Here is a 25,505-nt window from a genome sequence, read left to right as displayed (position 1 = left end):
TCACTGCGTTCTGAACAGCGCACCCCCGCCCGCCACGAGCAGCGGTCGGGCACGCCATTCGAGCACTAGGCGCCACAGCTCGGCGGCGGCGCGCGGCCACGGCCACTCGGTTACGGCTGCGAGCTCGGCGGTGGACAAAGACCCCCAGCGAGCGAGCGCGGCGGCTGCATCCGTCGGTGGCGCTTCGCCGACGGCAAGCCCGGCGGCACGTAGCTCGGTCAAGAGCCGCTTGCAGCTCTCGAGCAGGCTTTCGACGCCTCCACCCTCGTCTACGCCCGCGAAAAGTCGTCGCTCGCCGAGCTTTACCTCGAGCAGGGGTGTGGTTCGCAAGCCTCCGGCGTCGCGTGCGGCTTGGCGGGCGCTCTCGATCGCCGCGGCGAAGCGCTCGAGCGTGGCGTTCGACTCGAGGTTGCGCTCGAACCCTTCGCGCGACAACCCGACCTCGACCGCGCACTCGACAAGAGCGAGCGGCGAATCGACACGCCGCTCGCCGCACAGAGCCGCCTCGCGTAAGCGGCGCAGCAGGCGCAGCGCGATCTCGCGATCGCGCTCGAGCGCAGCACAAACAGCGATGCACGCCGGGTGGCTCGAACGCGGGGGATCGGACCCGAGCCAGAGCGTCGCATCGACCGGCATGCGCGTGACCCGCGCAACCTCGGCGAGTTCGCGCGTCCGCGCCAACAGGTCTTCGCTGTCGCGAGCGGGTTCACGGTAGAGGCCTACCGGTACGGGTTCGATGTGGAGCGAACCGGCAAACTCGACCTCGAGCCTGCGTAGCATGGGCTCGAGAGCCCACGAGAGCGGGCACAACGGATCGGTGAAGTAGCGGGCACTTACGGCCATCGGCACTCGGACCCTAGAAGAACGACTCACCGGCAGCCTGCTCGCCGGCAGGTACAGGCTCGAAGCGCTCGTCGGCAGCGGCGGTATGTGCTCGGTGTGGCGCGCCCACGACACCTCGCTCGATCGGGCAGTCGCCGTGAAGCTGTTGCGCGCCGAGCTGCTCGTCGATCCCGATCAGCGCGAGCGCTTTCGGCGCGAGGCGCGCACGATCGCGCGTCTCAACCACCCCCACATCGTCGGCGTGATCGACGCCGGCGAGGAGCAGGGCCGCCCCTACATCGTCCTCGAGTACGTCGACGGGGAGACGCTCAAGCAGCGCATCGCCCGCGTCGGCCGACTGCCGGTAGCGGAAGCCGTCGCCTACGCGATCGAGATCGCCCGCGCGCTCGCGGCGGCCCACGCCCAGCGCGTCGTCCATCGCGACATAAAGCCGCAGAACGTGCTGATCGACCGTGACGGGCGGGCGCGCGTCACCGATTTCGGTATCGCCCGCTCGCTCGAGCCGACGCAGCAAGAGCTGACCGCCACCGGCCGCGTTCTCGGCACCACCGAGTACGTCGCTCCTGAGCAGGCGCTCGGCGAGCGCGTAACCGAGCGCTCGGACCTCTACTCGCTCGGGATCGTGCTGTTCGAGATGCTTGTCGGCACGCCTCCTTTCCGGGGATCGACCGCCGTCGCCACGGCAATGGCGCACGTCCGCGACCCGCTCCCTGACATCCAGAAACTGCGGCCGGAGATCTCGGCGTCGCTGGCCGCGATCGTCGAGCGCGCCTGCGCCAAACAGCCAGAGCGACGCTACGCCTCGGCCCAGGAGCTGGCGCGCGAGCTCGAAGCGGCGCTGGCAATCGAGAGTGCGCGGGCCGGCCGCGCGAGCGCCGCGGCCACCGAGGTGCTACGCACCCTGCCTGCCGAGATCGCGGCGGTGGCGCCCAGACGGCTGCGGATGCGGCGCGCCGCGAAGTTCGCTGTCGGCGCCGCGCTCGCGCTGACGGGCGCGGTCACAATTTGGCAGGCGCTCGAAAATCTGCGCCCGGGCGCGGGCCCGGCGCGGGTCGAGTCGGGCGGTCTCGCACGGCTAGCGCTGCCGTCGAGCGCTGCCCACGACTTCGACCCCGAGGGCGACGGGTCCGAACACCCCGAGAGCGTGCGTCTGGCGCTCGACGGCAACCTCACGACAACCTGGGAGACAGAGCGCTACCAGGGAGGTCTCGCCGGGTCGAACAAAAGCGGCGTCGGTCTCTACGTCGACACCGGCAAGCCCCAAACCGTCCGCCGCCTCGATGCCGTCACGAGCACACCGGGTTTCGAAGCGGCGGTGTACGCCGCCAACACCCCCTCGGGAGACCTCGGCGGCTGGACGCTCATCGCCGCCCCACGCGTCTTCTTGCAAAACACGAGCGTCACCCTCGGACGGCGTGCGCGTTCATTCCGCTACTACCTGCTTTGGATCACAAAACTGCCGCCCGGTGGCCGTGCCGAAATCCGCGAGCTGGGACTTTCGCGCTAGTAGGCCAGAGCGCGCTCGCGGCGAAAACGCGCCAAAGCCAGCGCGACGAGGCGGTCGCACAGCTCGGGGTAGCTGACGCCGGCAGCTTCGACCAACCGGGCGAACACGCTTGTCGGCGTGAAACCGGGCATCGTGTTGACCTCGTTGAGGAGCACGCGCCCCTCGCCGTCGGGGTCCTCGACGAAGAAGTCGACACGAGCAAGCCCGCTGCAGCCTGCTCTCAAGAAGGCTTCCTTGGCGAACTCGCGCACCCGCTCGGCGACCTCGCGCGGGATGCGGGCGGGGACGACGAGCTCCATTCCCCCCGGGGTGTACTTGGCCTCGTAGTCGTAGAAGCCGGTGCGCGAACGGCGCACGCGGATCTCTCCGCACGGCGAGACGAGCGGGTCGCCGTCGCCGAGCACACCGCACTCGACCTCGATTCCTTGCGCAGCCTGCTCGACCAGCACGAGCGAGTCGTGGCGGAACGCACGCTCGAGCGCGGGAACGAGCTCATCGCGCGACGCGACGCGCGAGATCCCGACCGAGGAGCCAAGCCGCGCCGGCTTGACGAACACCGGCCAGCCGAGATCCAGGTCGACGTCCCACGACTGGTCGGCGCGCAACGCCACGTAGCGCACCTGCGGCAGTCCGGCCGCGCGCATCAGTTCCTTAAAGACGAACTTGTTCATGCACACCGCCGAGGCGAGAACGCCCGATCCCACGTAGGGAATATCGAGCGTCTCGAGAACGCCTTGGACAGTGCCGTCCTCGCCGAAAGGACCGTGCAACGCCGGGAACACGACGTCGCAGCCGAGGAGACCGCCGCCCGGTTCGAGCGACACGGTCTCGCCCTCGCAGTGCCAGCGCCCGTCGGCCTCGATCTGGACAAGCAGCGGCTCGTGTCCGGCCTCGACGAGTCCCCGGCACACCGCGGCGCCCGAGCTCAGCGACACTTCCCGCTCGCTCGAGCGACCACCGGCGAGAACGGCGACTTTCACGGCTGTTGCGCCCCCGGCTCGGGCAGCGCCGAATCGCTGCCGCCCACACCCGACGCCAGCTTGCCGACGAAGAGCACGACGTTGGTACCACGCTCGACCTCGACGCCAGCTGATGGGCTCTGGTCGACCACACGCCCGTCGTCGGTCGCGTCGCTCACCGCGCGGCGACGCACCGTGACCTTCAGTCCCGCCGCTCGTAGGCTGGCACGCGCTTCGTCGAGCAAGCTGCCGACCACGTTCGGCACCGTCACCCGTTCGGGCCCGGTGGAGACCACGATCGTCACCGTGTCGCCGCGTTTCAGCTCGCTTCCAGCCGCTGGATCCTGGTCGATCACCGCGCCCTCGCGCTCCTCCGACGGCCGCTCGCGCACGCGCACTTCGAGCCCTCGCCGCTGCAGCTCGGCCTCGGCGGCGTCCTGTGTGAGGCCGACCACTTCCGGCACCGTGACTCGGCGCGGTCCCGACGATACGAAAAGCCGCACGCGCGTACCGCGCTCGACGAGCGTGCCCTCGGCCGGAACGGTCCGCACGGCGAGGCCTTCGCGGTAGCGGTTAGAGGGGATCGCGTCCACCATCACCTTGAGCCCGGCGTCGTTTAGCTGCTCGATCGCCACGCCACGGGGAAGACCGGCGACCGAGGGAATGCGGACCTCGCCCGGACCCTCCGACACCTCGAGAGTCACTGTCGAGCCACGCTCGGCGCGCACGCCGGGATTGGGGTCCTGGTCGACGACCTCACCGGCTGGCCGCTCCGAGCGCACGCGCACCTCGCGGGCGCCAAACCCCGCCCGTTCGAGCGTCTGCCGCGCCTCGAACAGTTGCTTGCCGACGACACGCGGTACCGGCACCCGCTCCGGCGCAAGCAGTGCGCTCGCGGCGAGCCACCCAAGTACACCTGCGAGAACGACAACGAGCAAGCCCACAAGCCAGGCGCCGAGGCGGCGGCGTCGCGGCTGGCGCCCGTCGCCGTCGCCGGCGTCGTGACGGTGCGCCTCGTCCCCGGGCGGCGCAGCCCCGCCGGCCACTGGGCTGCCGACGGGGTCGGCAACTCCCTGTGGCGCGCCTGTGGGCGTGGAGCCAGCAGCGGCGCCGCCGCTAAGCGCCGCCGCTGCGATCGCCGGCATCGCGCTCGTCGCGTCGCTGCGCTTGCCGAGCTCGAGCCGTATAGCTTCGAGCTCGCGCACGACCTCGGCCGCCGATGCCGGCCGCTCGGCGGGATCTTTCGCCAACAGACGCTCGACCAGGCCCGCCAGTCGCGGTGAGACGTCCGGACGCAGCTCGCCGATCGCAGGAGGTCGTTCGGATATGTGCTTGAGGGCGACGGTTACGGCGCTCTCGCCACTGAAGGGCAGGCGGCCGGTGAGCATCTCGAAGAGGATCACACCGATCGAGTAGAGATCGGAGCGCGGGGTGACCGCCAGACCCTGCGCCTGCTCGGGCGAGAGGTATTGAGCGGTGCCCATGATCGAGCCGGTCTCGGTGATGTCGGACGGTCCGGCACGGGCGATCCCGAAGTCCGTCACTTTCACGCCGAGCTCGTCGTCGACGATCACGTTCTGCGATTTGAGGTCGCGGTGGATGACGCCGTGCTCGTGAGCAAAGCCAGCCGCCCGCGCGATCTGCACCGCGATCGCGATCGCCTGCTCCTCAGGCAGCGGGCCGCGCTCGGCGATCAGCTCTTTGAGCGGCCGGCCGCGCAGGTATTCCATCGCGATGTAGTAGGTGCCGTCGTACTCGCCGCGGTTGAAGATCGTCACCACGTTCGGGTGCACGAGCGCAGCCGCAGCCCGTGCCTCGCGTCGGAAGCGTTCGACGAACTCGGCGTCCTGCGCGAACCGGCGGTGGAGGACTTTGAGCGCCACGTCGCGGCCGAGCTGGACGTCCTCGGCGCGGTAGACGTCGGCCATGCCACCTACGCCGATCCGCTCGATGACGCGGTAGCGACCGTCGACGAGGGTGTTGCCGAGCACCTCGGTCATCGCGTGCCCAACAAAGTTTCGAGCACCGTGCGGGCGATCGGCGCCGCCACCGTACCGCCCTGGCCCTGGGTCCGTTCGACGGTGACCGCGACAGCCACGCGCGGACTGTCAACCGGCGCGAAACCGATGAACCACGCTTGGTTGGCGGTACCGCCAGCCACCTCGGCGGTACCGGTCTTGCCGGCGACACGCACGCCGGCGAGCGCCGCGGCTGTGCCCGACCCTTCTTCCACGACCCTGCTCATCATCTCGGTCAGCTGACCGGCCGTCGTGGGCGACATCACCCGCGTCTCGACGTCGCGCCCGACGCGCTCGACGACGCGACCCGAGGGATCGACGATGCGATCGGTGAGGTGCGGCCGCACCAGCAAGCCCCCGTTAGCGACAGCTGCCGCGACGAGCGCCATCTGCAGCGGCGTGACTTGCAGCCGCTCCTGGCCGATCGCGACGCGACCAACGTCGAGAGGATCGTCAGGCCCCAACAGTCGCTGCCCGGCGTAAACGCCGCTCGGCGCCATCTGGTCGTCGGGATAGTCGAGCCGCGGATCGCGGCCGAACCCAAAGCGGTCCATGTAGCGGAACAGTGTCCGCTTGCCGAGTCGCTCACCGATCTGCGCGAAGACCGTGTTCACGGAGTTGGTCAAGGCGTCCGTTAGCGATATCGGACCGAAGCTCTGGTTGCCGAAGTTGGCCAGCGGCGCACCACCCACCAAGCGTGGCGAGTCTCCGTCGAGCACGGAGTCGGGCGTGAACTCGCCGGTGTCGAGAGCAGCAGCAGCGGTAACAACCTTCATCGTCGAGCCCGGTGGGTAGCGGCCCTGGGTAGCACGGTTAAGTTCTGGTGCCCCGGGCAGGCGTGCCGGGTCGCGGGTCGCGATCGCGTTCGGGTCGTAGGTCGGAGAGGAAGCCATCACGAGCACCGAGCCGTCGCGCGGATCGAGCGCCACCACGGCACCGGCACGACCGGCAAGGCCGTTGTAGGCGGCGCGCTGCCCGCGCGGATCGAGCGTGGTGACGACGTCGTCGGGCCGCGACGCGCGCCCTTCGAAGGGCGCGAGGAGGGTGTCGATGCCCTCGTGACGGCCTGACAGCCAGTCGTTGCGCGACCTTTCGATGCCGGCGCGCCCGCGCTCTATGAACGAGTAGCCGACCGCATGGGCGAAAAGACCACCGAGCGGATATGCGCGCTCGTAGCGCACCCCGCTGCCGGTGCCCCGGCGCACGCTTCGCGCAAGGACGGTTCCGTCGCGAGCGAAGATCATCCCGCGCGGGTTCTGCGCCTCCTCGATCAGCGAGCGACGGTTGCTCGGTTCGTCGCGCAAGCGGCTCGCCTCGAGCACCGACCAGCGCGTGGTGAACAGCGCGAGCAGGGCGAACAAGAGCACGGTGGCAGAAAAGAGCGTCCGGATGCGCGCGTTCACGCCACCCCCTCGACGAGACCGCCACGGCGCAGACGCTCGGCGCGGCTGTGCTGCGAAACCATCAGAAGCAAGGCCAGGACGATCATGTTGGCGACGATCGACGAGCCGCCGTAGGAGACAAAGGGCAGGGTCACACCGGTGAGAGGAATCACCCGCGTCACGCCGCCCACGATCACGAACACTTGCAACGCAAACACGGCAGTAAGCCCAGCGGCGAGCAGTTTCGAGTACGCGTCGTGCGAGAGCAGCGCGATCCGCAAGCCGCGCGCGACCACCACGAGGTAGATGACAAGCAACCCCAGCGCCCCGGCGAGACCGAGCTCGTTGACGACGACCGCGTAGATGAGGTCGGTGTGCGGCGCGGGCAGCAACGTGCCGCCGTCGAGCCCCTGGAGCATGGCGCCGCCGAGTCCGCGACCGAGAAGGCCACCGTCGGCCTGAGCGAAGAGCGATTGAGCGATCTGATAGCCGGGGCCCTCTACTAGATCCGGTCGGAAGGGATCGAGCCAGATCTCGACGCGCTGGTGGACGTGCTCGATGCGGCCGGCGAGAAACGCCGCGCCGGCGGCGAACAGCGAAGCACCGAGGGCGGTGAGCGACCCGCGCCCTGTCGCCGCCCAGAGCAGAGCGAGAAAGCCCCCGAAAAACATCAGCGAGCTCCCTAGGTCGCGGATCACGACCAGCATCACCATCGCAAGGCCCCAGACGAGAAGCAGCGGGCCGAAATGCTTCGGCGAGGGACGATCGCGAAGGACCGCCACGGTGCTCGCTGCGAGGAGAGCGGTAAGCGTCGCTGTAGCAGCGGTAGCTCCGGTGAGGCCGGCCAGCGTGAGCGCCAGGGCCGCGCCCACCGCTGCCTCAGGCAGCCGCCGTCTAAGACCCACCGGCGAGCGTGCGCGCACAAGCACGGCGGCTGTGTCGCGCAGGTAGCTGGCGAGGAAGATCACGATCCCGACCTTGGCGAGCTCGGCGGGCTGGAACTGGATCGGTCCGATATCGACAGCGAGATAGGCGCCGTTCACCTGCGCGCCGATCACCGGCAACCGTGGCAGTGCTAGCAACAGAATCGACGTCGCTGCGATCGTGTAGCGGTAGCGCTCGAGACGGTGCGGGTCACGGACCCAGGCAACGGTCGCCGCAAACACCGCGAGACCGACAACGAACCACTGCGCCTGGCGGCGAGCGAGATCGGGATCGATGCGGTAGAGCTCGACCAGCCCCACGGCGGCAAGGGCGGCGACGAGCGGAAAGAGGTAGGGGTCGGCGAGGGGCAGCGTTCGGCGAATCACGAGATGGACGGCCAAACAAAGAGCGAGGAACACCGCCCCATAGGCGAGGGTCGCCCGCTCGATCTCGCTGCCGCGAGCCGCCACCACCGAGGCGAACCCGATCGACACGAGCACAGCGGCGGGTACGAGCCCGAAGAGCTCGCGGAGGCGTTCCGACCTCACGGCGCTCGCAGACCTTCGATTCGACCGTTCTCGATGGCGCGGACGAGGTCGACCGCGTCGCGGCGGCTGCGCAGCGTGTGGTCGAGAACGGCAGCACGACGCTGTTCGCTCAACGCCCTGGCGGGCATTCCCGACACGTACTCGGTCTCGTAGAGGCGAATCCCGAGCGGCAACTCGTAGGGCAGGCCGCGGTAGAGCGTGATCAGACCCGACTCGTCGGTGCCGACGAAGTAGACGCTGCGCAGAGCCTGGCGTGCGCCGATCGCGCCAGCGACCAAGATCGCGCAGACCGCTAGGAGCGCGCCGATCCGGCGCGCGCTTCGCTGCAACCGCACCGCTCGCTGATACCGAACGCGATGCCCGCTCGGCGAAGGCACCTGCGGGCCGGTCGCCCGGGGGCTGGTACCCGCTTGGCGCCCGTGAGCCATGTTCACCGGTGGCGCCGCGAGGGTGCCGGGGATCGTCTCGTCGGGAGCAGAGGCGCTGCTTGCCGTGCGCGACACGGTGGTCTCGTTGTCTACGCGCTCGGCGTCCGGGTCCTCCCCCGCCGCGTCCTCTAGACGGAAGAGGATCACGGTGATGTTGTCGCGTCCGCCGCTCTGGTTCGCCGCTCGCACCAGCGTCTGGGCGGCGTCTTCGAGATCGCGGGCACGCTCCAGAATCGCGGCTATCTCGTCGTCGCTCAACATCGTCGTGAGGCCGTCGGAACAGAGCAAGAAGACATCGCCCGCACGCGCAGGGACGGTGTAGGTGTCGACCTCGACGTCGGCCTCGGGACCCAGGGCGCGCGTGATCACCGAACGTTGTGGGTGCTGCTCGGCCGCCTCCGGCGTCAGCTGGCCGCTGCGCTGCAGTTCAGCCACCAGCGAGTGGTCACGCGTGAGCTGCTCGAGGCGACCGTCGCGCCAGCGGTACGCGCGACTGTCGCCGACGTGCCCGATCGCTACCTCGTCGCCGTTGACGAGCGCCGCGGTGAGGGTGGTTCCCATGCCCCGGCGTCGCTCGTCACGAGCGGCCAACGAATAGATGCGGCGGTTGGCCTCGCGCGCGATCGCGGCGAGCCGTTCCTCGGGCGGCAGGTTCGGTCGGTGCTCGCGCACCGCGTCGGCCGCAAGTTGCGAGGCGACCTCGCCAGCCTGTGCGCCACCCATGCCGTCGGCGACGGCGAAGTACGGCGGGTTGACGACGTACGCGTCCTCGTTCAGCTCGCGGTGGCGGCCGCGATCGCTCAGTTGGGCGTGCTCGGCGACGCGCAAAGCCACCGGTCTACTCCCAGTACCTGTACTCGCTGTCACCGATCCGGATCACGTCGGAAGGGCGCAGACGTTGCGGCGACGTGACGCGGCGACCGTTCACGTACGTGCCGTTGGTCGAGCCGAGATCCTCGATCCACATGAACCCACCGTGACCGAAGATGCGCGCGTGCGCGGCCGAGGCGAACGGGTCCTGCACGACGACGTCCGCGGAGGCTGCTCGCCCTAGTGTCGCGCCACCGTCGATCGCTAGCTCCTCCCCGGGTTGGTGGCCGAGAGCAGCGACGACCTCTAGGCGCGGGCGCAGGCCGGCGTGCAGATCGAGCGCGACGGCACGCGCGTTCTCGCCAACAGCGGCCATCACCGGCTCAGGCGGCGCCGGACCGGCGACGTCGAGCTGGCGACGGGCGCTGCGCACGACCCACACCAGAAACAGGTATAGGACCACCAGGAAGGCGAGCTTGAGCAGCGCGACGAGCGGGTCGTTCATGACCGCTACTCGACTTCGAAAACGACCTCGGTGAGACCGACGGTCAATCGGTCACCGTGGCGGAGTGGTGCTTGCGCTACGCGCCGCCCGTTGACCAGCGTCCCGTTCGTCGAACCGAGGTCGCGCACCACCCAGCCGTTGCCTTCCCGCCGAACCTCGGCGTGGCGACGTGAAGCGTTCGGGTCGGGAACGACCACATCGCACTCCCGGCTGCGCCCGACCACCGTCCGATCGCCGAGCACGATGCGCTTGCCGTCGACGATCAGCAAGGCACGCGTCTGTGCCGCTGGCACATGGGGCGCGAGAGGACGTGCTGCACGCTCGGGTGAATAGACCATCGTCTCGCCGAACTCTGCCGGGCGCGGGACGCGCTCCCCAGCGTCGTCGACCCCGATCGAGAGCAGCTGCGCCTGGATGCCGAACTCGCCGACGCTGAGGCGCTCGTCGGTGAGGAACTCGACGCGTGGTCGACTGGTGAGCGAAAGACCTTCGTTGCGGGCGTGCTCGAGCAGATAGTCGGAGAGCTCTTTGCGCAGCGCCTCTTCGTAGCTCTCGAACTGTTTGCGGTCTTCGGGAGACAGATAGACCCGATAGAGGTTCGGCGCGTACACGCGCGAGACCGACACGACCTGGTTTTCCTCCATCTCGCGCGCCAGCTTTTCGGCGATCTCGACCGGCTGGACCGAGGAGCGGAACGCACGGCCGAACACGCCCTCGACAAAGGCGCCGAGCCGCGATTCGATGTTGCGCAAGACGCTCACGGCCAACCCGCAGGGTAGAGCGGCGCGCGCCCCTCCGCGTCCTGCACACGAGCCGCCACCGGGTGTTCCGATCCGGCGGCGGCGCGGCGCAGCAGCCGCTGGTGGCCGCGCGCCACGACGCCGTAGGCGAGGGCCGTTCCCGCGACCACAGCGAGACCGGCTTCGCCCTCGAACACACTGGGGTTGCCGAGCGCCGCAGTGAGCGTGAGTACAGCCAGCGCCACGGCCGCTCCGGTCGCGGCTGCGATGCGCGGCGCCAAACGCGCCGCAGCGAGAGCACCGACGATCGCCACCGTCCACGCCGCGATCTCCATCGCCAGGACGTGCAGGGCCCGCGCCGCGGATGCGCCGCCGCTGAACGCCCACGACGAGGAGGTGCCCAACCAGAGCACAGCACCATTGGCGAGCTCGAGAGCAAGCGCCCACAGTAGTCCGCACACGAGGACGCCGATCCGCTGCGCCGGGAAGCGAATGCGGGCAAGCGCTGCCGCCCAGGGAAGGCCCGTGCCGACAGTCGCTACGAGCGGTGCAGCAGCCACTACGGCGAACAGCCCTGGCTGCTCGAAACATACGGCGATGCTCACTGTCGCCGCCGTGATCGCAACGGCCGGAGCGACCAGAGCGCTCGACCCACTTTCTTCGCCTGCGATCAGACCTATCAGCACGGTCGCAGCTGCCGCCCCCAGCACAAGCCCGAGGCGGGGCCAAAGTAGCGACAGCACCCCAGCCGCTACTGCTAGCGCGACCGGCAGCGAAGCGTCCGAACTGTTGACGCCGAGCGCTAGCCCGCCAGCGGCAAGCACCAGCGTCGTGGCCTGTAGCGCTGTCGCCAGGCGCGACCACCACCGCCCACGGCGGTGGTCGGACACCGCCGCATGGTCGAGCGCTACTCCGGCGCTGCCGTGAACGAGCTGCAGCGTCGGGGCGTACCGGGGATCGTGGGCCGCGCGCAGGTGCCCCCCCGTGCCGATTGCTGGTCGAGAGCCTGGGGAGCGGTCTAGCGGAACGGTCTCGGACGGCGCGATATAAGCCGTCGCGGCCTCGAGCGCCACCGTCGGTTGCGAGCCCGCTGTCGGTTGCGTGCGCACGGTAGAAGCGCGCGGGAGCATTACTTCGTGATCGCTCGCTACCTGCGTCACGGTCGTACGGCCCCCGTCAGCGAAGCGGGCAAGCCCCTCGCGCACTTTTGCGGCGCTCGGACGGCGCTCAGCACGGGCGTCGACCATCCGCGTCACCAGGTCAGCGAGCGCTGCGGGAACCCCTCTCACTTCCGGCTCGAGCGGCGGTAATGGCGACCACGGCGTCGGTCGCAGCTCCGCCAGGCTGCGGCCGTCGAGGAGCTCGTACAGGCACGCTCCGAGCCCCCAGACGTCGGCCGCAGGCCCTACGTCGGCACCCTGCGCCTGCTCCGGCGCCATGTAGGCGAGCGTGCCGATTACTTCGCCGGGGGCGGTGAGCGAGCGGCCCGCGCGCAGGTGCGTGTCCTCGATCAGCGAGCGCGCGACCTCGACACCGATTCGCGCGACCCCGAAGTCGGCGAGCTTCGCGGCCGGTGCGCCCGCCGTATGAGCAGCGGGGAGAAGGATGTTGTGCGGCTTGACATCGCGATGAATTACGCCGAGGGCGTGAGCGTAGGCAAGCGCGTCAGCGATCGCTGTCCCGATCTCCGCGACAGCTGCCACCTCGAAGCGCAGGCCGGAGCCGCGAGCGCGGTTGAGGTCGGGTCCGTCGACGAGCTCGTAAACCAAAATCAACGCGTCGGGCAGTTCGATCAACTCGAAGAGCGTGACGATCGCTGGATGGTTGAGGTGAGCAGCGATCCGAGCCTCGCGCCGCACACGGGGGATAGCCCAGTCGCGATCGACGACCTTGATCGCGACGCGCCGGCCGAGCCGGCTGTCGCTCGCGGCGAAAACGAGCCCCGAGCCGCCTCTGCCGACAAGCCGCTCGAGGTGATAGCGCCCGTCTGGCGGCAGCGTATCGCCGACGGCGAAGCGCGCACCAGTGCCGCCGCGATTCGGCTCTGGAGCCCGGCCCGTAGCGTTACCTTCCCCGCCAGTCATACTCCGGTGACCTGCCCGGTCGTTCGCAGCTCAGCTTCAACTAACACCGTTCCGGTAATGCGGGGACAGTAGCGAGCGACCGGTCGAACCGGTAGACGTACAACTTGGCGTTTCACCAACTTCACGAGCGCTGGAGTCGCAACTGTTCGAAGAAAGCCAGCCAACGGTTCGATCTCGCGTTCCGCCTGGCGGCCAGAACCCCTACCTGGTCAGGCGCGCGGTAGCGGCGGGAATCGTCTTCGTGTTCGTGATTCTCTCGGCGCTCGGTGTCCGTGGCTGCCTCGAGACGCGCAAGCGCAACGCGATCAAAGACTGGGTAGGGGACGCTGCCGCGCTGGTGCGCGAGTCGAACTCGCAGGGAAGCGCGCTGGTCGCGCTGTTGAAAGGCGGTGAGCGCGGTACCGACCCGGTTGAGGTCGAGAACCAGCTGAACACGCTGCGAACCGAGTCGCGGGCTCTGGTGTCGCGTCTCGAAGATCTTGGCCGCCCCGACGACGTCGCACTTCCCTACCGCTACCTGCTGGAGGTGCTCGCCCTGCGTCGCGATGCCATCGCGCGCACGGCCGACGAGTTGCCCGTAGCGCTGGGCGAGAGCGACTCCGCTACCGCCACCGAGCGCGTCGCGGCTGAAGTGCAAACGTTGCTCGCAGCCGATGTTCTCTACAGGGTGCGCTTCCTCACCGAGTTGCGCAGCGTGCTCTCCAAGGAGGGGATCGCCGACGAGGTGACAGCTCCGCGCAGCGAGGTGGTGAACGATCTATCGCTGCTCGACCCGGGGACCATCGCCGACGGCGTCAGCGCTCTGCGCAGCGGGGCTGGAGCCGACCAAGCCGCCCGCACAGGGCTTCACGGTACGGGCATCGTCAGCGCCAGTCTGGGGGGGCAGGCGCTCACCGATGGCGGATCGGCGACAGTCACGCTAGGTCAGGAGCTGTCCGCCCAGGTCCAAGTCGCGAACCAGGGCGATAGCGACGAGACAGGGGTCCGTGTTTCGGTGCGGATCGGTAGCGGCTCGGCGATCACAGCGTCGGGCCGGATCGCGCGGATCGCCAAGGGAGCGACCGCTCAGGTGACGATCCCGATCACCGACGAGCCGCCAACAGGCGAGCAGCTCCCGGTCGAGATCCGCGTCGAACCGGTCCCGGGCGAGCGCAAGACCGACAACAATGTGATCCGCGCGAACGTGATCTTTACCCGCTGAGCGCCCTTTGCTCCCACCTTCCGAGCGCTGCAGCGCTAGTACAGTTGCGGCCCCGTGGACGAAAGCGCTCTGCAGCTCGCGCTCGCTGGTGTCGCTGCCGCCTTGGCATCGCTAGCCGTGGTAGCTGTCCTCGTGCAGAACAGCGCCCTGCGCCGGCTGCGTGACGACCAACGGGTGCTGATCGGCGACCACGATCGGCGAGACCTCGTCGCACACGCAGCGCAACTTCAACGGGCCGTCGACCAGCTTGAGGCCCGTGTCGCCACGCTGGCCGAGCAGCTCGACCAGCAGATCGCCCGTGTGTCCCACGAGCTCGCGCGCTGCGTCGACCGTCACGCGCTCGTTCGCTACGACGCCTACAACGAGATGTCGGGACGGCAGTCGGCCTCGCTAGCGCTGCTCGACCGCCGTGGCAACGGGCTCGTGCTCTCTTCGATCGTGCACCGAGAGCAGGCGCGCCTGTACGCGAAACGCCTCACAGCGGGGAAGCCGGACGTTCCGCTGTCGCCGGAGGAGGAGGAGTGCGTGCGCGCGGCGAGCAGCGGAGACAGCCCAGAAGTAGCGGACGGTCGCGCCTGAGTGGATCGACTCGACGACGCTTGCGCGGCGAGTTGAGCGAAGTCGCGGTTGCATACCTCGGACCTCCCGGTACGTTCACCGAGGAAGCGCTGCGCGCGTCGATAACGCGCATCGTCGGTGACGACGTGGCCGTGCTCGAGCTGCCAATGGCGAGCGAGCGCGACATCGTCGAAGCGGTGGCCGAGGGGCGCGCGCGCTACGGGGTGATGGCGATCGAGAACGCGCTCGAGGGTGGGGTCGCAGCGACCCTCGACGCGCTCGCTGAACTCGCCGATCGTGTTGCGATCAAGCTCGAGGTCGTCCATCCGATCAGTCACTGCCTTGTGTCGCGCACGGCGCTGCCGCTCGCCGAGGTCACCCGCGTCTACTCGCACCCGCTAGCGACAGCACAGTGCGGCAACTTTCTACGCCGGATGCTGCCGGCTGCCGAACGTGTCGCCTGCGCCTCGACCGCCGAGGCGGTGCGGACGGTGGTCGCGAGCATGCAGCCGTGGGCCGCGCTCGGCTCGGAGCTCGCCGCGAAGCGCTACGGAGCGACCGTCCTCGCACGCAACGTCGCCGACCATCCCGATAACGAGACGCGCTTCGTGTGGGTAGAGCCGCGCGCCGAACACCAGCCGGCGGCAAACGGGAACGAGGTCAAAACGTCGGTCGTGTTCTGGGGCGGCGGCGACGAACAGCCGGGATGGCTGGTGTCAGTGCTCGGCGAGTTCGCGTCGCGCGGCATCAACTTGACACGCATCGAATCGCGCCCGCGGCGGATCGGGCTTGGTCACTACATGTTCTTCTGCGACCTGGAGGGATCGCCGCGCGAGCGGCGGGTGGCCGACGCGCTCGCGGCTCTCACCGGGCGGGTCGAGGAGCTGCGGGTACTCGGCTCCTACCCCGTGCTGCGGACCCGCTGAGCGAGGTAGCGGCGCCGACCCGGTACCACAGTCGAGCGACCGAAATCGCGGTGGGTGCGGCTACACTGGCCGCGACCGTGGCTGTCCATCCCGCATCGGCCGGGATCGCCGAGGTCGTCGATCCCGAACCCGACCCTAACGGCGCGTCGCCCGCTGGGGACCAGGGCGGGCGGCGCGGGGTAGAGCGGGCTCGAGTGCTGGTCCTGAACGCGAGTTACGAGCCGGTGAACGTTTGCACGGTGCGCCGGGCCACGGTTCTTGTTCTTAAGGCGCGCGCCGAGATCGTCGAGCGCGGTGCGGAATCGCTGCATGCCGAGCGGGTGTCGCTCCCCCGTCCGTCGGTTATCCGCTTGCTGCGCTACGTCCATGTGCCGCGATCGACGTTTTCGCGGCGCATCACGCGCCGCGCGGTGTTCGCGCGCGACGGTTGGCGGTGTCAGTACTGTGGCGACAACAAGGGAACGCTCACCGTCGATCACGTCGTGCCGCGCTCGAAAGGCGGCACGTCGACCTGGGAGAACATCGTCACCTGCTGCGCCGCCTGCAACCGACGCAAGGCCGATCGTTTGCCCGATCAAGCGGGGATGGTGCCACTGCGCCGTCCACGCCCGCCGTCGCCCACGATTTTCGTCCGTGTCGCGGTGCCACGCCTGCCCGAGAGTTGGCTGCGCTACCTGCCCGACGCGGCTTAGTCCTAGTCGGCTTTCGTGGGCGAGTCGCCAGCCTCGGGCCCGGCCGTGTCGAGCAGTGTCTGCTCGCCACCGGTAGCGTCATCGGCCAGCTGGCGGCCCGGGGCGTCGCTGCCGGATCCATCCTCGAGGACGACAGCGACCGCGCTGACCCGGTCGCCGGGCCGCAGGTTCATCAGCCGCACGCCGGTGGCGGCGCGACCCTGGCGCGAGATTCCGCGAACCGCCGTGCGTTGCACCATGCCGTTTTGCGAGATCACCACGATCTCTTGGTTCTCGCGCACGACGAGCGCCCCGGCGAGCTTGCCCTTGCGCTCGGTGAGGTTGATCGTCTTCACCCCCATGGTGCCACGGCCCTTGACGGGGTACTCCTCGACGGGTGTGCGTTTCGCGTAGCCGTTCTCGGTCACGACCAGCAGCTCGCTTCCGGGGCTGGCCACGTCCATCGCGATCACTTCCCCGCCGCGGGCCAGGTTCATGCCGCGCACACCGGTCGTGTCGCGACCCATCGGCCGGACCTCGCGTTCGTGGAAGCGCGTTGCTAGCCCGGCACTCGACACCATGAGGATCGTGTCGTTGCCACTCGTGCGTCGTACCGACACAAGCTCGTCACCGTCGCGAATCTTGATTGCGATGATGCCGTCGGCCCTGATCGGTGTGTTGTAGGCCTGGAATTCGGTCTTCTTGACGTGCCCTTGTTTGGTCGCAAAAACGAGGTAGCGGCCCTCGCTGAAGTTGCGTGTCGACAAAACCGCCCGAACCTGCTCGCCTTGGTGGAGCGGCAGAAGGTTGACGAGCGCCCGACCCTTGGCGGTGCGCGACCCCTCGGGGAGCTCGTAGACCTTCAAGCGGTAAACGCGGCCGCGGTCGGTGAAGAAGAGCAGATAGTCGTGCGTCGAGCACACAAAGAGATGCTCGACGTAGTCGTCCTCCTTGGTTTCCATCCCCGTCACCCCGACACCGCCGCGCTTTTGCTTGCGATACGTGGCTAGGGGGATGGATTTGATGTACCCGGACTTCGTGATCGTCACGACCATCTGCTGGTCGGCGATCAAATCCTCGGCTTCGATCTCGCTTTCGGCGTTGGTGATCTCGGTGCGCCGTTCGTCGGCGTAGCGCTCTTTGATCTCGAGCAGCTCCTCCTTGATGAGGGCCATCACCCGGCGCTCGTCGCCGAGGATTTCGCGCAACTCGCGGATTCGTTCGAGCGTGTCGGCGTGTTCTTTGCGGATCTTGTCCGCCTCGAGCGCGGTGAGGCGTTGCAGCCGTAGGTCGAGGATTGCCTGGGCCTGGATCTGGGTGAGCTCGAAGCGCTCCATCAATCGCGCGCGCGCCGTCTCGGGGTCGCGCGACGAGCGGATCAGCTCGATCACCGCGTCGATGTCGCTGATCGCGACGAGGAGGCCCTCGAGGATGTGCAAGCGTCGCTCGCGTTCGCGGAGCTCGTGCTTGGTACGGCGAACGACCACCTCGCGCTGGTGGTCGACGTAGTTCTTGATGAGTTGGATAAGGCCGAGGGTGCGTGGGACGCCGTCGACCAGCGCCACCATGTTCACACCGAAGGTGGTCTGCATCGGCGTGTGCTTGTAGAGCTTGTTGAGAACGACCTTCGGTTTTGCCTCGCGCTTAAGCTCGATGACGAGCCGGATGCCGTTTTTGTCCGACTCGTCACGGAGATCGGCGATCTCTTTGATGCGGCCGTTCTGGACCTGTTCGGCGATCTTCTTGATGAGACCGGCGCCCTCGTTGCGACCGTCACCTTTTGCCTGCTGATAGGGCATTTCGGTAACGACGATCGCTTGCTTGCCCTGGCGCAGCGGCTCGATGTGGGCGCGGGCTCGCACGACGATGCCCGCACGACCGGTCTCGTACGCTTTGCGGATCGCGTCGCGGCCGACGATGATTCCGCCGGTCGGGAAGTCGGGCCCCTTGATGTGCCGCATCAAGCCGTCCACATCGATCGCCGGGTCGTCGATGAAGGCGACTACGGCGTCGATGGCTTCGCCGAGGTTGTGCGGTGGGATGTTCGTCGCCATGCCCACGGCGATTCCAGAGGCGCCGTTTACAAGGAGGTTGGGGAAACGCGCCGGAAGTACGCGCGGCTCTTGGCGGGAGTCGTCGTAGTTGGGCCCGAAATCGACGGTGTCAGCGTCTATGTCGCGAAGCATCTCGGTCGCGAGCCGCGAGAGACGCGCTTCGGTGTAGCGCATCGCCGCCGGCGGGTCGTTGTCGATCGAGCCGAAGTTGCCCTGCCCGTCGACGAGCGGGTAGCGCATCGTGAAGTCCTGACCGAGGCGCACCAGGGCGTCGTAGATTGCCGCGTCGCCGTGGGGATGGAAGTTGCCCATCACGTCCCCAACTACGCGCGCACACTTGCGGTAGGGCCGGTTGGGTTGCAGGCCCGACTCGTGCATCGCGTAGAGCACACGGCGGTGGACGGGCTTAAGCCCGTCGCGCACATCAGGGAGCGCGCGACCGACGATCACGCTCATCGCGTAATCGAGGTAGGAGGTGCGCATCTCCTCCTCGATCGGGCGCGGTTCGATGTTTCCGTCTGTTAGCTGATCGATCGCCATCGGCCTACGCTCCCCACAAGAGTCCTAGCGCCCTCTCCGCGTCGCTAGACGTCGAGGTTCTGCACCTCGCGCGCGTGTTTCTCGATGAACTCTCGGCGCGGTTCGACCCGGTCTCCCATCAGCATCGAGAAGATTTGATCCGCCTCGGCGGCGTCCTCGACTGTCACCCGCTGCAAAGTTCGCCGCCGAGGATCCATGGTTGTCTCGAAGAGCTGGTCGGGGTTCATCTCTCCCAATCCCTTGAAGCGCTGTAGGGGCACACCTTCCCGAGCGACCTCGAGCACCTTTCTGCGTAGCTCGGCGAACGATGTCGCTCGCTCGCTGCGCTTCTGATAGGCCACGGTGAACGGAGGTGCGCCCGCCAGGGCGATCAGCTCGTGGTGGACCTTGACCAGGCTCCGGTACTCGGTGTCGCCGAACAGCGCGCGTGGTACGTCGTGTGTCGTAGCCAGTCCTGTCGCTTGCTCGACGAGGCGAACCCTGAGCGCAACGGCATCCTCCGCAAGCACGTCACTCGTGACCTCGCGCTGACGCTCGGCTCCTGCGTCGCGCAGAAACTCGATCGCCTCGCCATCGCTCTTTACGCCTGCGTCGAGGAGACCGCTCTTCTCCATCACCTCGACTGCGTCGTGGCCGTGCCGCGCGCGCAGGGAGTTTGTCCACGCCTCGTGCTGTTTAAGGAGATCGATCAACCGCTGCCAGCGCGCCTTGGTCAACCTGAAGCGTCGCCCAGTGCTATCGGTAGCGACTATCGCCTCAAGTTTGTCTCTCAACAGCAGCTCTTCAAGCTGTGCTTCCTTTTCAATGTACACGTCCTGTCCATCGACCCTTACCTTGTACAGCGGCGGCTTCGCCAGGTACACGTAGCCCGCCTCGATCAATTCGCGCATTTCACGGAACAAGAAAGTGAGAACGAGCGTGCGGATGTGCGCACCATCGACATCCGCGTCGCACATCACGATCACCTTGTGATAACGCGCCTTCGAAATGTCGAACTCTTCCCGAATCCCCGTACCGATAGCGGTTATCAATGCCTGTATCTCTTGGTTCGACAACACCTTGTCGATTCGATTCTTTTCGACGTTGATGATCTTGCCCCGCAGCGGTAGCACCGCCTGCGTGTGTCGGTCGCGTCCCTGTTTCGCGGAGCCACCAGCCGAATCTCCCTCAACAACAAACAGCTCTGCTAGCTGCGGATCCCGTACCGTGCAGTCGGCCAGCTTGCCTGGGAGCGTGCTGTTTTCGAGTGCACTCTTGCGACGTGTAAGTTCCCGCGCCTTGCGTGCCGCCTCGCGCGCTTGGGCAGCCTGAATCGCTTTGCGAACAATCCGCTGGGCCTCGGAGGGATTCTCCTCCAGGAACTCCGCTAGCCCGCGGTTCACAGCCTGCTGGACGAAGCCCTCGATGTTCGGGTTGCCCAAGCGGGTCTTGGTTTGGCCCTCGAACTGCGGCTCAGGTAGCTTGACCGAGATCACGGCGGTGAGGCCTTCGCGCACATCCTCACCTTGAAGGTTGTTGTCCTTTTCCTTCAGCTCACCCTTCTGCCGGGCGTAGCCGTTGAGTGTCCGCGTCAGGGCGGAGCGAAAGCCGGAAACGTGTGTGCCGCCCTCATGCGTATTTATGTTGTTAGCGAAGGAAAGAACCGATTCCTGGTAGGAGTCGTTCCACTGCATCGCAATGTCGACCTGAGCGCCGGTCGACGCGTCAGCGTCCGATATCGTGATGATCGTGGGGTGGATTGGCTGACGAGTTCCTTGCGAGTGCAGATATCGGACGAAGTCGCTGATGCCGCCTTCGTAGTAGAAGGTTTCTTCGTAGGGCTCGCCGCGCTCGTCACGAAAGGTAATTTTTAGCCCTTGAGTGAGGAAGGCAAGCTCGCGGAACCGCTGAGCGAGAGTTTCGCGCTGGAAGTCCAGTGTCTCAAGAATGTTGGGGTCAGGACGGAAGGTGATGCTGGTGCCAGTGCGATCGGATGGACCGACCCGACTCAAGGGTCCTCTCGGTACACCATGGTCGTATGACTGGTGCCACTCACCACCGTCGCGCCAGACGGTGAGCTGTAGCCACTCCGAAAGGGCGTTCACAACCGACACTCCGACACCATGCAAACCGCCCGATACCTTGTAGCCCGTGCCCGAGCCGAACTTGCCGCCGGCGTGAAGAACGGTCAGAACAAGCTCGGCGGCGGGCTTACCGGTCTCCTTGTGAATGTCGACGGGGATTCCGCGCCCGTTGTCGGTGACCGTAACCGAGCTGTCGGGGTGGATGACGACTTCGATCGTGTCGCAGAAGCCCGCGAGTGCCTCGTCGACAGAGTTGTCGACAACCTCGTACACGAGGTGGTGCAGGCCCCGAACTCCGGTGGACCCGATGAACATCCCGGGCCGCTTGCGGACAGGCTCGAGGCCCTCGAGGACGGCGATATCCTTAGCGGTGTAGTCGCTCCCCTTTTGCGAGCTTGTGTTGCGGTTGTCGTCGGACAAGTGCGTGGCGAGTAGACGTGGAAATGGGACTCAATGCGCGCTGCCGGATGGCAGGAATAGGGGCGCAGCTGAAGTTTATCAAGTCGCTCGGCGGTATCGGCGGAGAAAAGCTGTTGGTAGAGCGCGGGATTAAGTGCGGGGGGAGCGGATTCGGATCGCAGCAACGCGAAAGCCTCGCTGCGATAGTGCGTGGCACAAGTCGCGTTCACGCAGGCACAGCTCAGAAGCGATGGCCGGCTCGCTACAAGACAACGTAAGCACTCCGTCGTCTAATGAGCAGGGCTGAGAGTGAGTCGCGATAAGGGTACCGACCACATCGCGCCAAGCAAAAGTTAGTGCAGTAAGAGCCGGGTCGGCTTCCGGAGACGGATCGGCGCCAGGGAGAGAAAGGGTGGCAATGATGCGAGAGAGATGGCGCGGGGCGATGCGACGCATGTAATGACCTTTAGTGCACCTGTTCGCTGGAAGGCGCTAAATCGATGATGGTGGCTGATGGATGTTGAGCAAGTCGGGCGGTGTGTGTAGCCGTGAGGACGGATTGGTGGGTGGCTGACAGTTGCGCGAGGACGAGTTCTGCCGAGTGCGGGTCGAGCTCGGAGAGCGCATCGTCGAATAGGAACAGTGGCACGCGCCCGCGGACAGCTGCGAGGAGATCGCCCTCGGCGAGGAGAAGAGCTATGGCTATAAGGCGCTGCTGGCCTTGCGATGCCGCCGTCCGGGCGGGAAGGCCCGCGAGGTCGAAGGTGAAGTCGCTACGGTGGGGGCCCACGCTGGTGCGGCGGTTTAGACGATCACTAGGCCGTGCTCTGCGGAGAGCGTCAAGACACTCCTCCGGGCTGCCAGCAGGGCCGTGGGGGTGGTAGCTCACGCAGACGCCCATCAAACCAAGTGCGCGAGCCCTGCACTCGATAAATGGAACCAGGCGCTGGACGAGTTGGCTGCGGTGGGTGTGGATTTCGTAGGCCAGAGCAGCGAGTTGCTCATCCCACGCATCAACGTGTGCGTCCGGGGCGGTGGATAACGCAGTGTTCCGTTGCTGCAGGCATATCCCGTAGCGGCGGATCAGCTGTGCGTAAGAGGGGTTGAGGGCGGACAGGAGGGTGTCGAAGTGTGAGCGTCTAAACCCAGGGCTCCCGCGGACGATCTCGGCGCGCGCAGGTGTGAATACACACAGGGGTGGGCGCAACTTCTCGAGCTCAGTGCGGGAGAGCGGTACGGAGTCGAGGAGGGAGCTCACTCGTCTAGGACTGCACTTTGCGATTAGCGACCGTTCGTAGCGCCTTTGGGCCTCGGAAGGGTCAGGGATAAAGCGCAGAATGACACTAGCGGAGGGCTTACCCCAGGCCACCAAGGCGGTTGGTCCTCCATGCCTCAGTGGTGTTCCAGTGAGTGCTACATAGATGGCTTCAAGAACTGTTGTTTTGCCAACCCCATTGGGGCCAGCCAGCAAGTTCAGTCCACCGTCGAGAGGAATATCGAATTTATCAAAGCAGCGAAAGCTACGAAGGCTTACGCTGGTAAGAAGCACACGCTTAGGAGTCAAGCCTTATCGGCATAACAAGATAGAGGAAGCGTTTAGAGTTGTCGGAGCTTGTCGATTCAATCAGGGCGGGGCGGAGGGGGCTTAGGAAGCGGAGCACGACTGAGTCCTCGAGTGCTGTCTCTAGTCCGTCACGCAGAAAGACTGGGTTGAAGCCTATGGTGAGGCCAGTGCCGTTGTAGGAGACAGGGAGAGACTCGGTGGCTTCGCCTACGTCGGGTGCCTGAGCGGAGAGCGTGAGTTGTCCAGACGAGAGTGTCAATTTCAGAGGCGTATGCTGTTGAGCAACAAGGGAAACGCGCTTGACGATGTCGAGCAACTCGATGCGGTCGACATGAACTTCGTGGTCCCATTCGGCGGGGACTAGTTGTTCGTAGCTCGGGAAGCGGCCCTCGACGAGCCGGGATTGGAGGAGGACGGAGTCGATCGAGAAGAGGGCGCGGTTACCGTCGACTGCGAGCGAGACTGATTGTGCTTCGCTGTTGGCGGCGATACGGCTTACTTCTTGTAGAGACCGCGCGGGGATGTTGACGTCGAGTGTGGTGGTGGGTGCAGCGAGCTCGCAAAGAGCGAGGCGGTATGAGTCGGTGGCGACGAGTCGAAGGTGGTCGCCGGTTGCCGTCAGAAGGATTCCTGTGAGATGGGGGCGAGTCTCGTCGCGCGAGGCGGCACGGGCGACACGCGGTATGTCTTCGGTGAGGAGTGTGGCTGGGAGTGAGAGGGGCGAGGAGTGCGGGGTGGTGTCGAGGAGGGGAAAGTCGTCAGAGGGGAGAGTGCGCAGAGAGAAACGCGCGCTGCCCGCGGTGAGGGAGAGTGTGTCGTCAGAGAGCGCGAGTTCGACGGAAGGGGCTGAAAGGGAGCGAACGATCTCGGAGAAGATGCGGCCAGGTACGACAGTCGATCCGGCGTGCGCGACGGTGGCGGGCGCCGTGGCGGAAAGCGCGAGTTCGAGATCGGTCGCCGTAAGGCGGAGGTGGTCGGATTGGGCATCGAGATGGATGCCGGTGAGAACCTGAAGGGACGTTCGGGTCGATATCGCGCGAGCGGCGATCGCGGTTGCAGAGGCGAGGGCGGATCTGTCGATTGCTACTTGCAAGAGTGATGGATTGTCGTAGGAGGGTCGGATGTTGTCGGCTGGAGTGCGAGAGGCGCGGGAAGCTTATGCTGGGCGTTCACGGGAACTGTCGGTTCGGTGTCGGGTGGGGTGCGGTTGCGTGGTGGTGGGGCGAACTGTCGGGTGAATGTCGGAACGGTGGCGCAAGGAAGGGTTGAGCTCGGGTCGGGCAAGGGAGGCGCGTGCGTTGGCAACGGCGTGAGCGAACTGCGGGTCGCTGTCGAGGAGGCGCTGTGCGGATTGGAGTAGGCCGATGATGGTGGTGTGGCTGCGGTTCCCGAGCAGGCGCCCGATCTCGGGGAGGGAGGCACGGAGTGTCTCTCGGAGTAGTAGTGCCGCGGCGGCGCGAGCTCGAGAGGGAAGGGTGGCGCGGGAGCGACCGCGCAGGGAGTCGAGGGGTACGGAAAAGGCGCGTGCGACGCTGGCGAGCAGCTCTGTCGGGTTGTCGGGTCGGGGGGTTTCGGCAGGAGGGATGCGGTCGAGGACACGATCGACGAGCTCGGGGCTGGGTGGTTCGCCGCGGAGGCTCGCGTAAGCGCTTACGCGCAAGAGGGAGTGGGCGAGCGAACTCGGAAGCGGGGGCGAGATCTCCGCGATGCGTTTGAGGGCTTGTGGCGGGAGGTCGACGCCAAGGCGTCGTGCGAGCTGTTCGAGGATCGGAACGTGGGCAGGCGGCTCGGGTGGGGAGAGCTCGACGTGGAGGAGTGAGGTGTCGGGCAGGGGGAGCGCGAGGGGCGGGTTATCGGAGTCGCTGGTGGCGGCAAGGACAAGGCGCTTTGCGCGAGTTGCGCAGGAGCGTGCGAGCTCTGCGATCACTGCGAGCGTGGTTGGGCGGCCGGCGAGGGTGTGTGCGTCGTCGACGAGGATGAGGTCGAATGATCCGAGTAGTGTGGCGACGTCGGTTACGCGTCTCTTGCGAGCCGCCGTTGCGATTGTTCGCGTGAGGTGGTCACTGTCGGTGAGCAGGACGGTGGTGTTGGTGGCGGGGCTGGCGGCGAGGTGTTTGATGGCGCTGAGGAGGTGGGATTTGCCACATCCTGTAGGCCCGGTGAGGAGGAGTATCGAGAAGGGGGTGTCGCTGCATTCGGCGAGGGCGAGGGCGGCGGCGTGAGCTACCCGTGATCCCTCGTGGACCACGAACGTCTCGAACGTGAGGTCGGGGTCGCGGGGAAGGGCGAGACTGTCGTGCGGTCGATGGGCGGGCGGCGTTGCGCTGGCGCTGTCGTCGCCAAGTGACGTATCGCTTCGGATTGCGCGAGGAGCGGATCCGGTTGCGCGTTCGCACGCACGGATGATCACCTCGGAGTAGCGCTCCGTCACCCAGCGCAGGCGGGATGGGGCAACGACAACGTCGACCGCGTCGCCATCGCGCGCCTTCAAGGACAGGTCTGCAAGCCACAAGCGGTAAGCGACGCGTGGGACTAGCTGCGACAACTCGTGGTGGAAACGGTCGTTGAGGTCGCTGGCAAGCGAAAAGTCGACTGAAGGCTGAGTATCAGGGGCGGACGATTCGTCCGCTAGCTCTGCTGGGGGCCTGGCTAGCCGTGCTCGGGTCGGGGTGAGCAGTCGGTGGCTGGAGATCATCTACGCGGCGCAGTCTATGGCCGGCATTGCTGCTGTTTCGGAGGTCGGCGGCCGCATCTCGCAAAACGCGTGCAAATCTGCGGGCG

20 protein-coding genes are annotated in these 25,505 nt (G+C 66.9%); 5 read left to right on the top strand and 15 right to left on the bottom strand.

Going from position 1 to position 25,505, the window contains the following annotated elements; all coding sequences use genetic code 11:
• Positions 1-843, bottom strand: coding sequence for a DsbA family protein (locus JDY09_RS00090; protein WP_274716784.1), 843 nt, complete (start codon positions 841-843; stop codon positions 1-3).
• Here JDY09_RS00090 and JDY09_RS00085 point away from each other — a divergent pair.
• The gene (locus JDY09_RS00085) at positions 842-2,350 is read left to right on the top strand and encodes a protein kinase domain-containing protein (RefSeq protein WP_342455274.1); all 1,509 of its coding nucleotides are present in this window, start codon (positions 842-844) and stop codon (positions 2,348-2,350) included. The genes JDY09_RS00090 and JDY09_RS00085 overlap by 2 nt on opposite strands.
• Here the strand turns inward: JDY09_RS00085 and JDY09_RS00080 are convergent.
• Genes JDY09_RS00080 through JDY09_RS00045 form a run of 8 tightly spaced genes read right to left on the bottom strand, consistent with a single transcriptional unit; the run spans position 2,347 to position 12,748 of the window.
• A complete protein-coding gene (locus JDY09_RS00080; protein ID WP_274716783.1) occupies positions 2,347-3,330 on the bottom strand; it encodes a D-alanine--D-alanine ligase family protein in 984 nt (327 codons plus the stop codon). The two genes, JDY09_RS00085 and JDY09_RS00080, sit on opposite strands and share 4 nt — an antisense overlap.
• Positions 3,327-5,309 carry a Stk1 family PASTA domain-containing Ser/Thr kinase gene (gene pknB / locus JDY09_RS00075; protein WP_274716782.1) on the bottom strand — a complete coding sequence of 661 codons (1,983 nt, stop codon included), beginning with the start codon at positions 5,307-5,309 and terminating at the stop codon, positions 3,327-3,329. Before pknB ends, JDY09_RS00080 begins: the two co-directional genes overlap by 4 nt.
• A complete protein-coding gene (locus tag JDY09_RS00070; RefSeq protein WP_274716781.1) occupies positions 5,306-6,730 on the bottom strand; it encodes a peptidoglycan D,D-transpeptidase FtsI family protein in 1,425 nt (474 codons plus the stop codon). The genes pknB and JDY09_RS00070 overlap by 4 nt, the downstream gene beginning before the upstream one ends.
• Positions 6,727-8,181, bottom strand: a complete 1,455-nt coding sequence (locus JDY09_RS00065) for an FtsW/RodA/SpoVE family cell cycle protein (protein ID WP_274716780.1) — start codon at positions 8,179-8,181, stop codon at positions 6,727-6,729. The genes JDY09_RS00070 and JDY09_RS00065 overlap by 4 nt, the downstream gene beginning before the upstream one ends.
• Positions 8,178-9,443 (bottom strand): Stp1/IreP family PP2C-type Ser/Thr phosphatase, encoded by a 1,266-nt coding sequence (locus JDY09_RS00060; protein WP_274716779.1) that lies wholly within the window; start codon positions 9,441-9,443, stop codon positions 8,178-8,180. The genes JDY09_RS00065 and JDY09_RS00060 overlap by 4 nt, the downstream gene beginning before the upstream one ends.
• 4 nt (positions 9,444-9,447) lie before the next feature.
• Positions 9,448-9,924 (bottom strand): FHA domain-containing protein, encoded by a 477-nt coding sequence (locus JDY09_RS00055; protein WP_274716778.1) that lies wholly within the window; start codon positions 9,922-9,924, stop codon positions 9,448-9,450.
• Between the two features lie 5 nt (positions 9,925-9,929).
• On the bottom strand, positions 9,930-10,685 hold the full coding sequence (locus JDY09_RS00050; RefSeq protein WP_274718012.1) for an FhaA domain-containing protein: 756 nt from the start codon (positions 10,683-10,685) through the stop codon (positions 9,930-9,932).
• Positions 10,682-12,748 (bottom strand): serine/threonine-protein kinase, encoded by a 2,067-nt coding sequence (locus JDY09_RS00045; protein WP_274716777.1) that lies wholly within the window; start codon positions 12,746-12,748, stop codon positions 10,682-10,684. The genes JDY09_RS00050 and JDY09_RS00045 overlap by 4 nt, the downstream gene beginning before the upstream one ends.
• Positions 12,749-12,989: 241 nt before the next feature.
• Here JDY09_RS00045 and JDY09_RS00040 point away from each other — a divergent pair, with 241 nt between their 5' ends.
• From JDY09_RS00040 to JDY09_RS00025, 4 genes are read left to right on the top strand one after another with little or no spacing between them, the layout of a single operon-like run.
• Entirely contained in the window at positions 12,990-13,949 is a 960-nt protein-coding gene (locus JDY09_RS00040) for a hypothetical protein (RefSeq protein ID WP_274716776.1), read from the top strand.
• Positions 13,950-14,003: 54 nt separating this feature from the next.
• Positions 14,004-14,528 (top strand): DUF4446 family protein, encoded by a 525-nt coding sequence (locus JDY09_RS00035; protein WP_274716775.1) that lies wholly within the window; start codon positions 14,004-14,006, stop codon positions 14,526-14,528.
• A 32-nt stretch (positions 14,529-14,560) separates the two neighbouring features.
• The gene (gene pheA, locus JDY09_RS00030) at positions 14,561-15,433 is read left to right on the top strand and encodes a prephenate dehydratase (RefSeq protein ID WP_274716774.1); all 873 of its coding nucleotides are present in this window, start codon (positions 14,561-14,563) and stop codon (positions 15,431-15,433) included.
• A gap of 50 nt (positions 15,434-15,483) precedes the next feature.
• Positions 15,484-16,125 carry an HNH endonuclease gene (locus JDY09_RS00025; protein ID WP_274716773.1) on the top strand — a complete coding sequence of 214 codons (642 nt, stop codon included), beginning with the start codon at positions 15,484-15,486 and terminating at the stop codon, positions 16,123-16,125.
• Positions 16,126-16,127: 2 nt separating this feature from the next.
• On the opposite strand, the gene gyrA is transcribed toward JDY09_RS00025, so the two are convergent.
• The 6 genes from gyrA to JDY09_RS00005 form a co-directional block, all read right to left on the bottom strand.
• Positions 16,128-18,698, bottom strand: a complete 2,571-nt coding sequence (gene gyrA, locus JDY09_RS00020) for a DNA gyrase subunit A (protein ID WP_274716772.1) — start codon at positions 18,696-18,698, stop codon at positions 16,128-16,130.
• A 44-nt stretch (positions 18,699-18,742) separates the two neighbouring features.
• Positions 18,743-21,181 carry a DNA topoisomerase (ATP-hydrolyzing) subunit B gene (gene gyrB, locus JDY09_RS00015; protein WP_274716771.1) on the bottom strand — a complete coding sequence of 813 codons (2,439 nt, stop codon included), beginning with the start codon at positions 21,179-21,181 and terminating at the stop codon, positions 18,743-18,745.
• 129 nt (positions 21,182-21,310) lie between these two features.
• On the bottom strand, positions 21,311-21,616 hold the full coding sequence (locus tag JDY09_RS09945) for a DUF721 domain-containing protein (protein ID WP_428837446.1): 306 nt from the start codon (positions 21,614-21,616) through the stop codon (positions 21,311-21,313).
• Between the two features lie 10 nt (positions 21,617-21,626).
• On the bottom strand, positions 21,627-22,709 hold the full coding sequence (gene recF / locus JDY09_RS09940) for a DNA replication/repair protein RecF (protein WP_428837445.1): 1,083 nt from the start codon (positions 22,707-22,709) through the stop codon (positions 21,627-21,629).
• A 4-nt stretch (positions 22,710-22,713) separates the two neighbouring features.
• The gene (dnaN, locus tag JDY09_RS00010; protein ID WP_274716770.1) at positions 22,714-23,817 is read right to left on the bottom strand and encodes a DNA polymerase III subunit beta; all 1,104 of its coding nucleotides are present in this window, start codon (positions 23,815-23,817) and stop codon (positions 22,714-22,716) included.
• Between the two features lie 63 nt (positions 23,818-23,880).
• Positions 23,881-25,215 carry a DnaA ATPase domain-containing protein gene (locus JDY09_RS00005; RefSeq protein ID WP_274716769.1) on the bottom strand — a complete coding sequence of 445 codons (1,335 nt, stop codon included), beginning with the start codon at positions 25,213-25,215 and terminating at the stop codon, positions 23,881-23,883.
• Positions 25,216-25,505 lie beyond the last annotated feature (290 nt).

The sequence above is a fragment of the Thermoleophilum album genome, from assembly GCF_028867705.1.
Lineage (GTDB): Bacteria > Actinomycetota > Thermoleophilia > Solirubrobacterales > Thermoleophilaceae > Thermoleophilum.
This window is presented reverse-complemented; position numbering and strand designations above follow the sequence as displayed.

Bases quoted from the DNA above. Each gene is read 5' to 3' on its own strand.
- JDY09_RS00090 (WP_274716784.1), bottom strand. From the start codon at position 843: ATGGCCGTAAGTGCCCGCTACTTCACCGATCCGTTGTGCCCGCTCTCG.
- pknB (WP_274716782.1), bottom strand. From the start codon at position 5,309: ATGACCGAGGTGCTCGGCAACACCCTCGTCGACGGTCGCTACCGCGTC.
- JDY09_RS00055 (WP_274716778.1), bottom strand. From the start codon at position 9,924: ATGAACGACCCGCTCGTCGCGCTGCTCAAGCTCGCCTTCCTGGTGGTC.
- JDY09_RS00045 (WP_274716777.1), bottom strand. From the start codon at position 12,748: ATGACTGGCGGGGAAGGTAACGCTACGGGCCGGGCTCCAGAGCCGAAT.
- gyrA (WP_274716772.1), bottom strand. From the start codon at position 18,698: ATGGCGATCGATCAGCTAACAGACGGAAACATCGAACCGCGCCCGATC.
- JDY09_RS09945 (WP_428837446.1), bottom strand. From the start codon at position 21,616: ATGCGTCGCATCGCCCCGCGCCATCTCTCTCGCATCATTGCCACCCTT.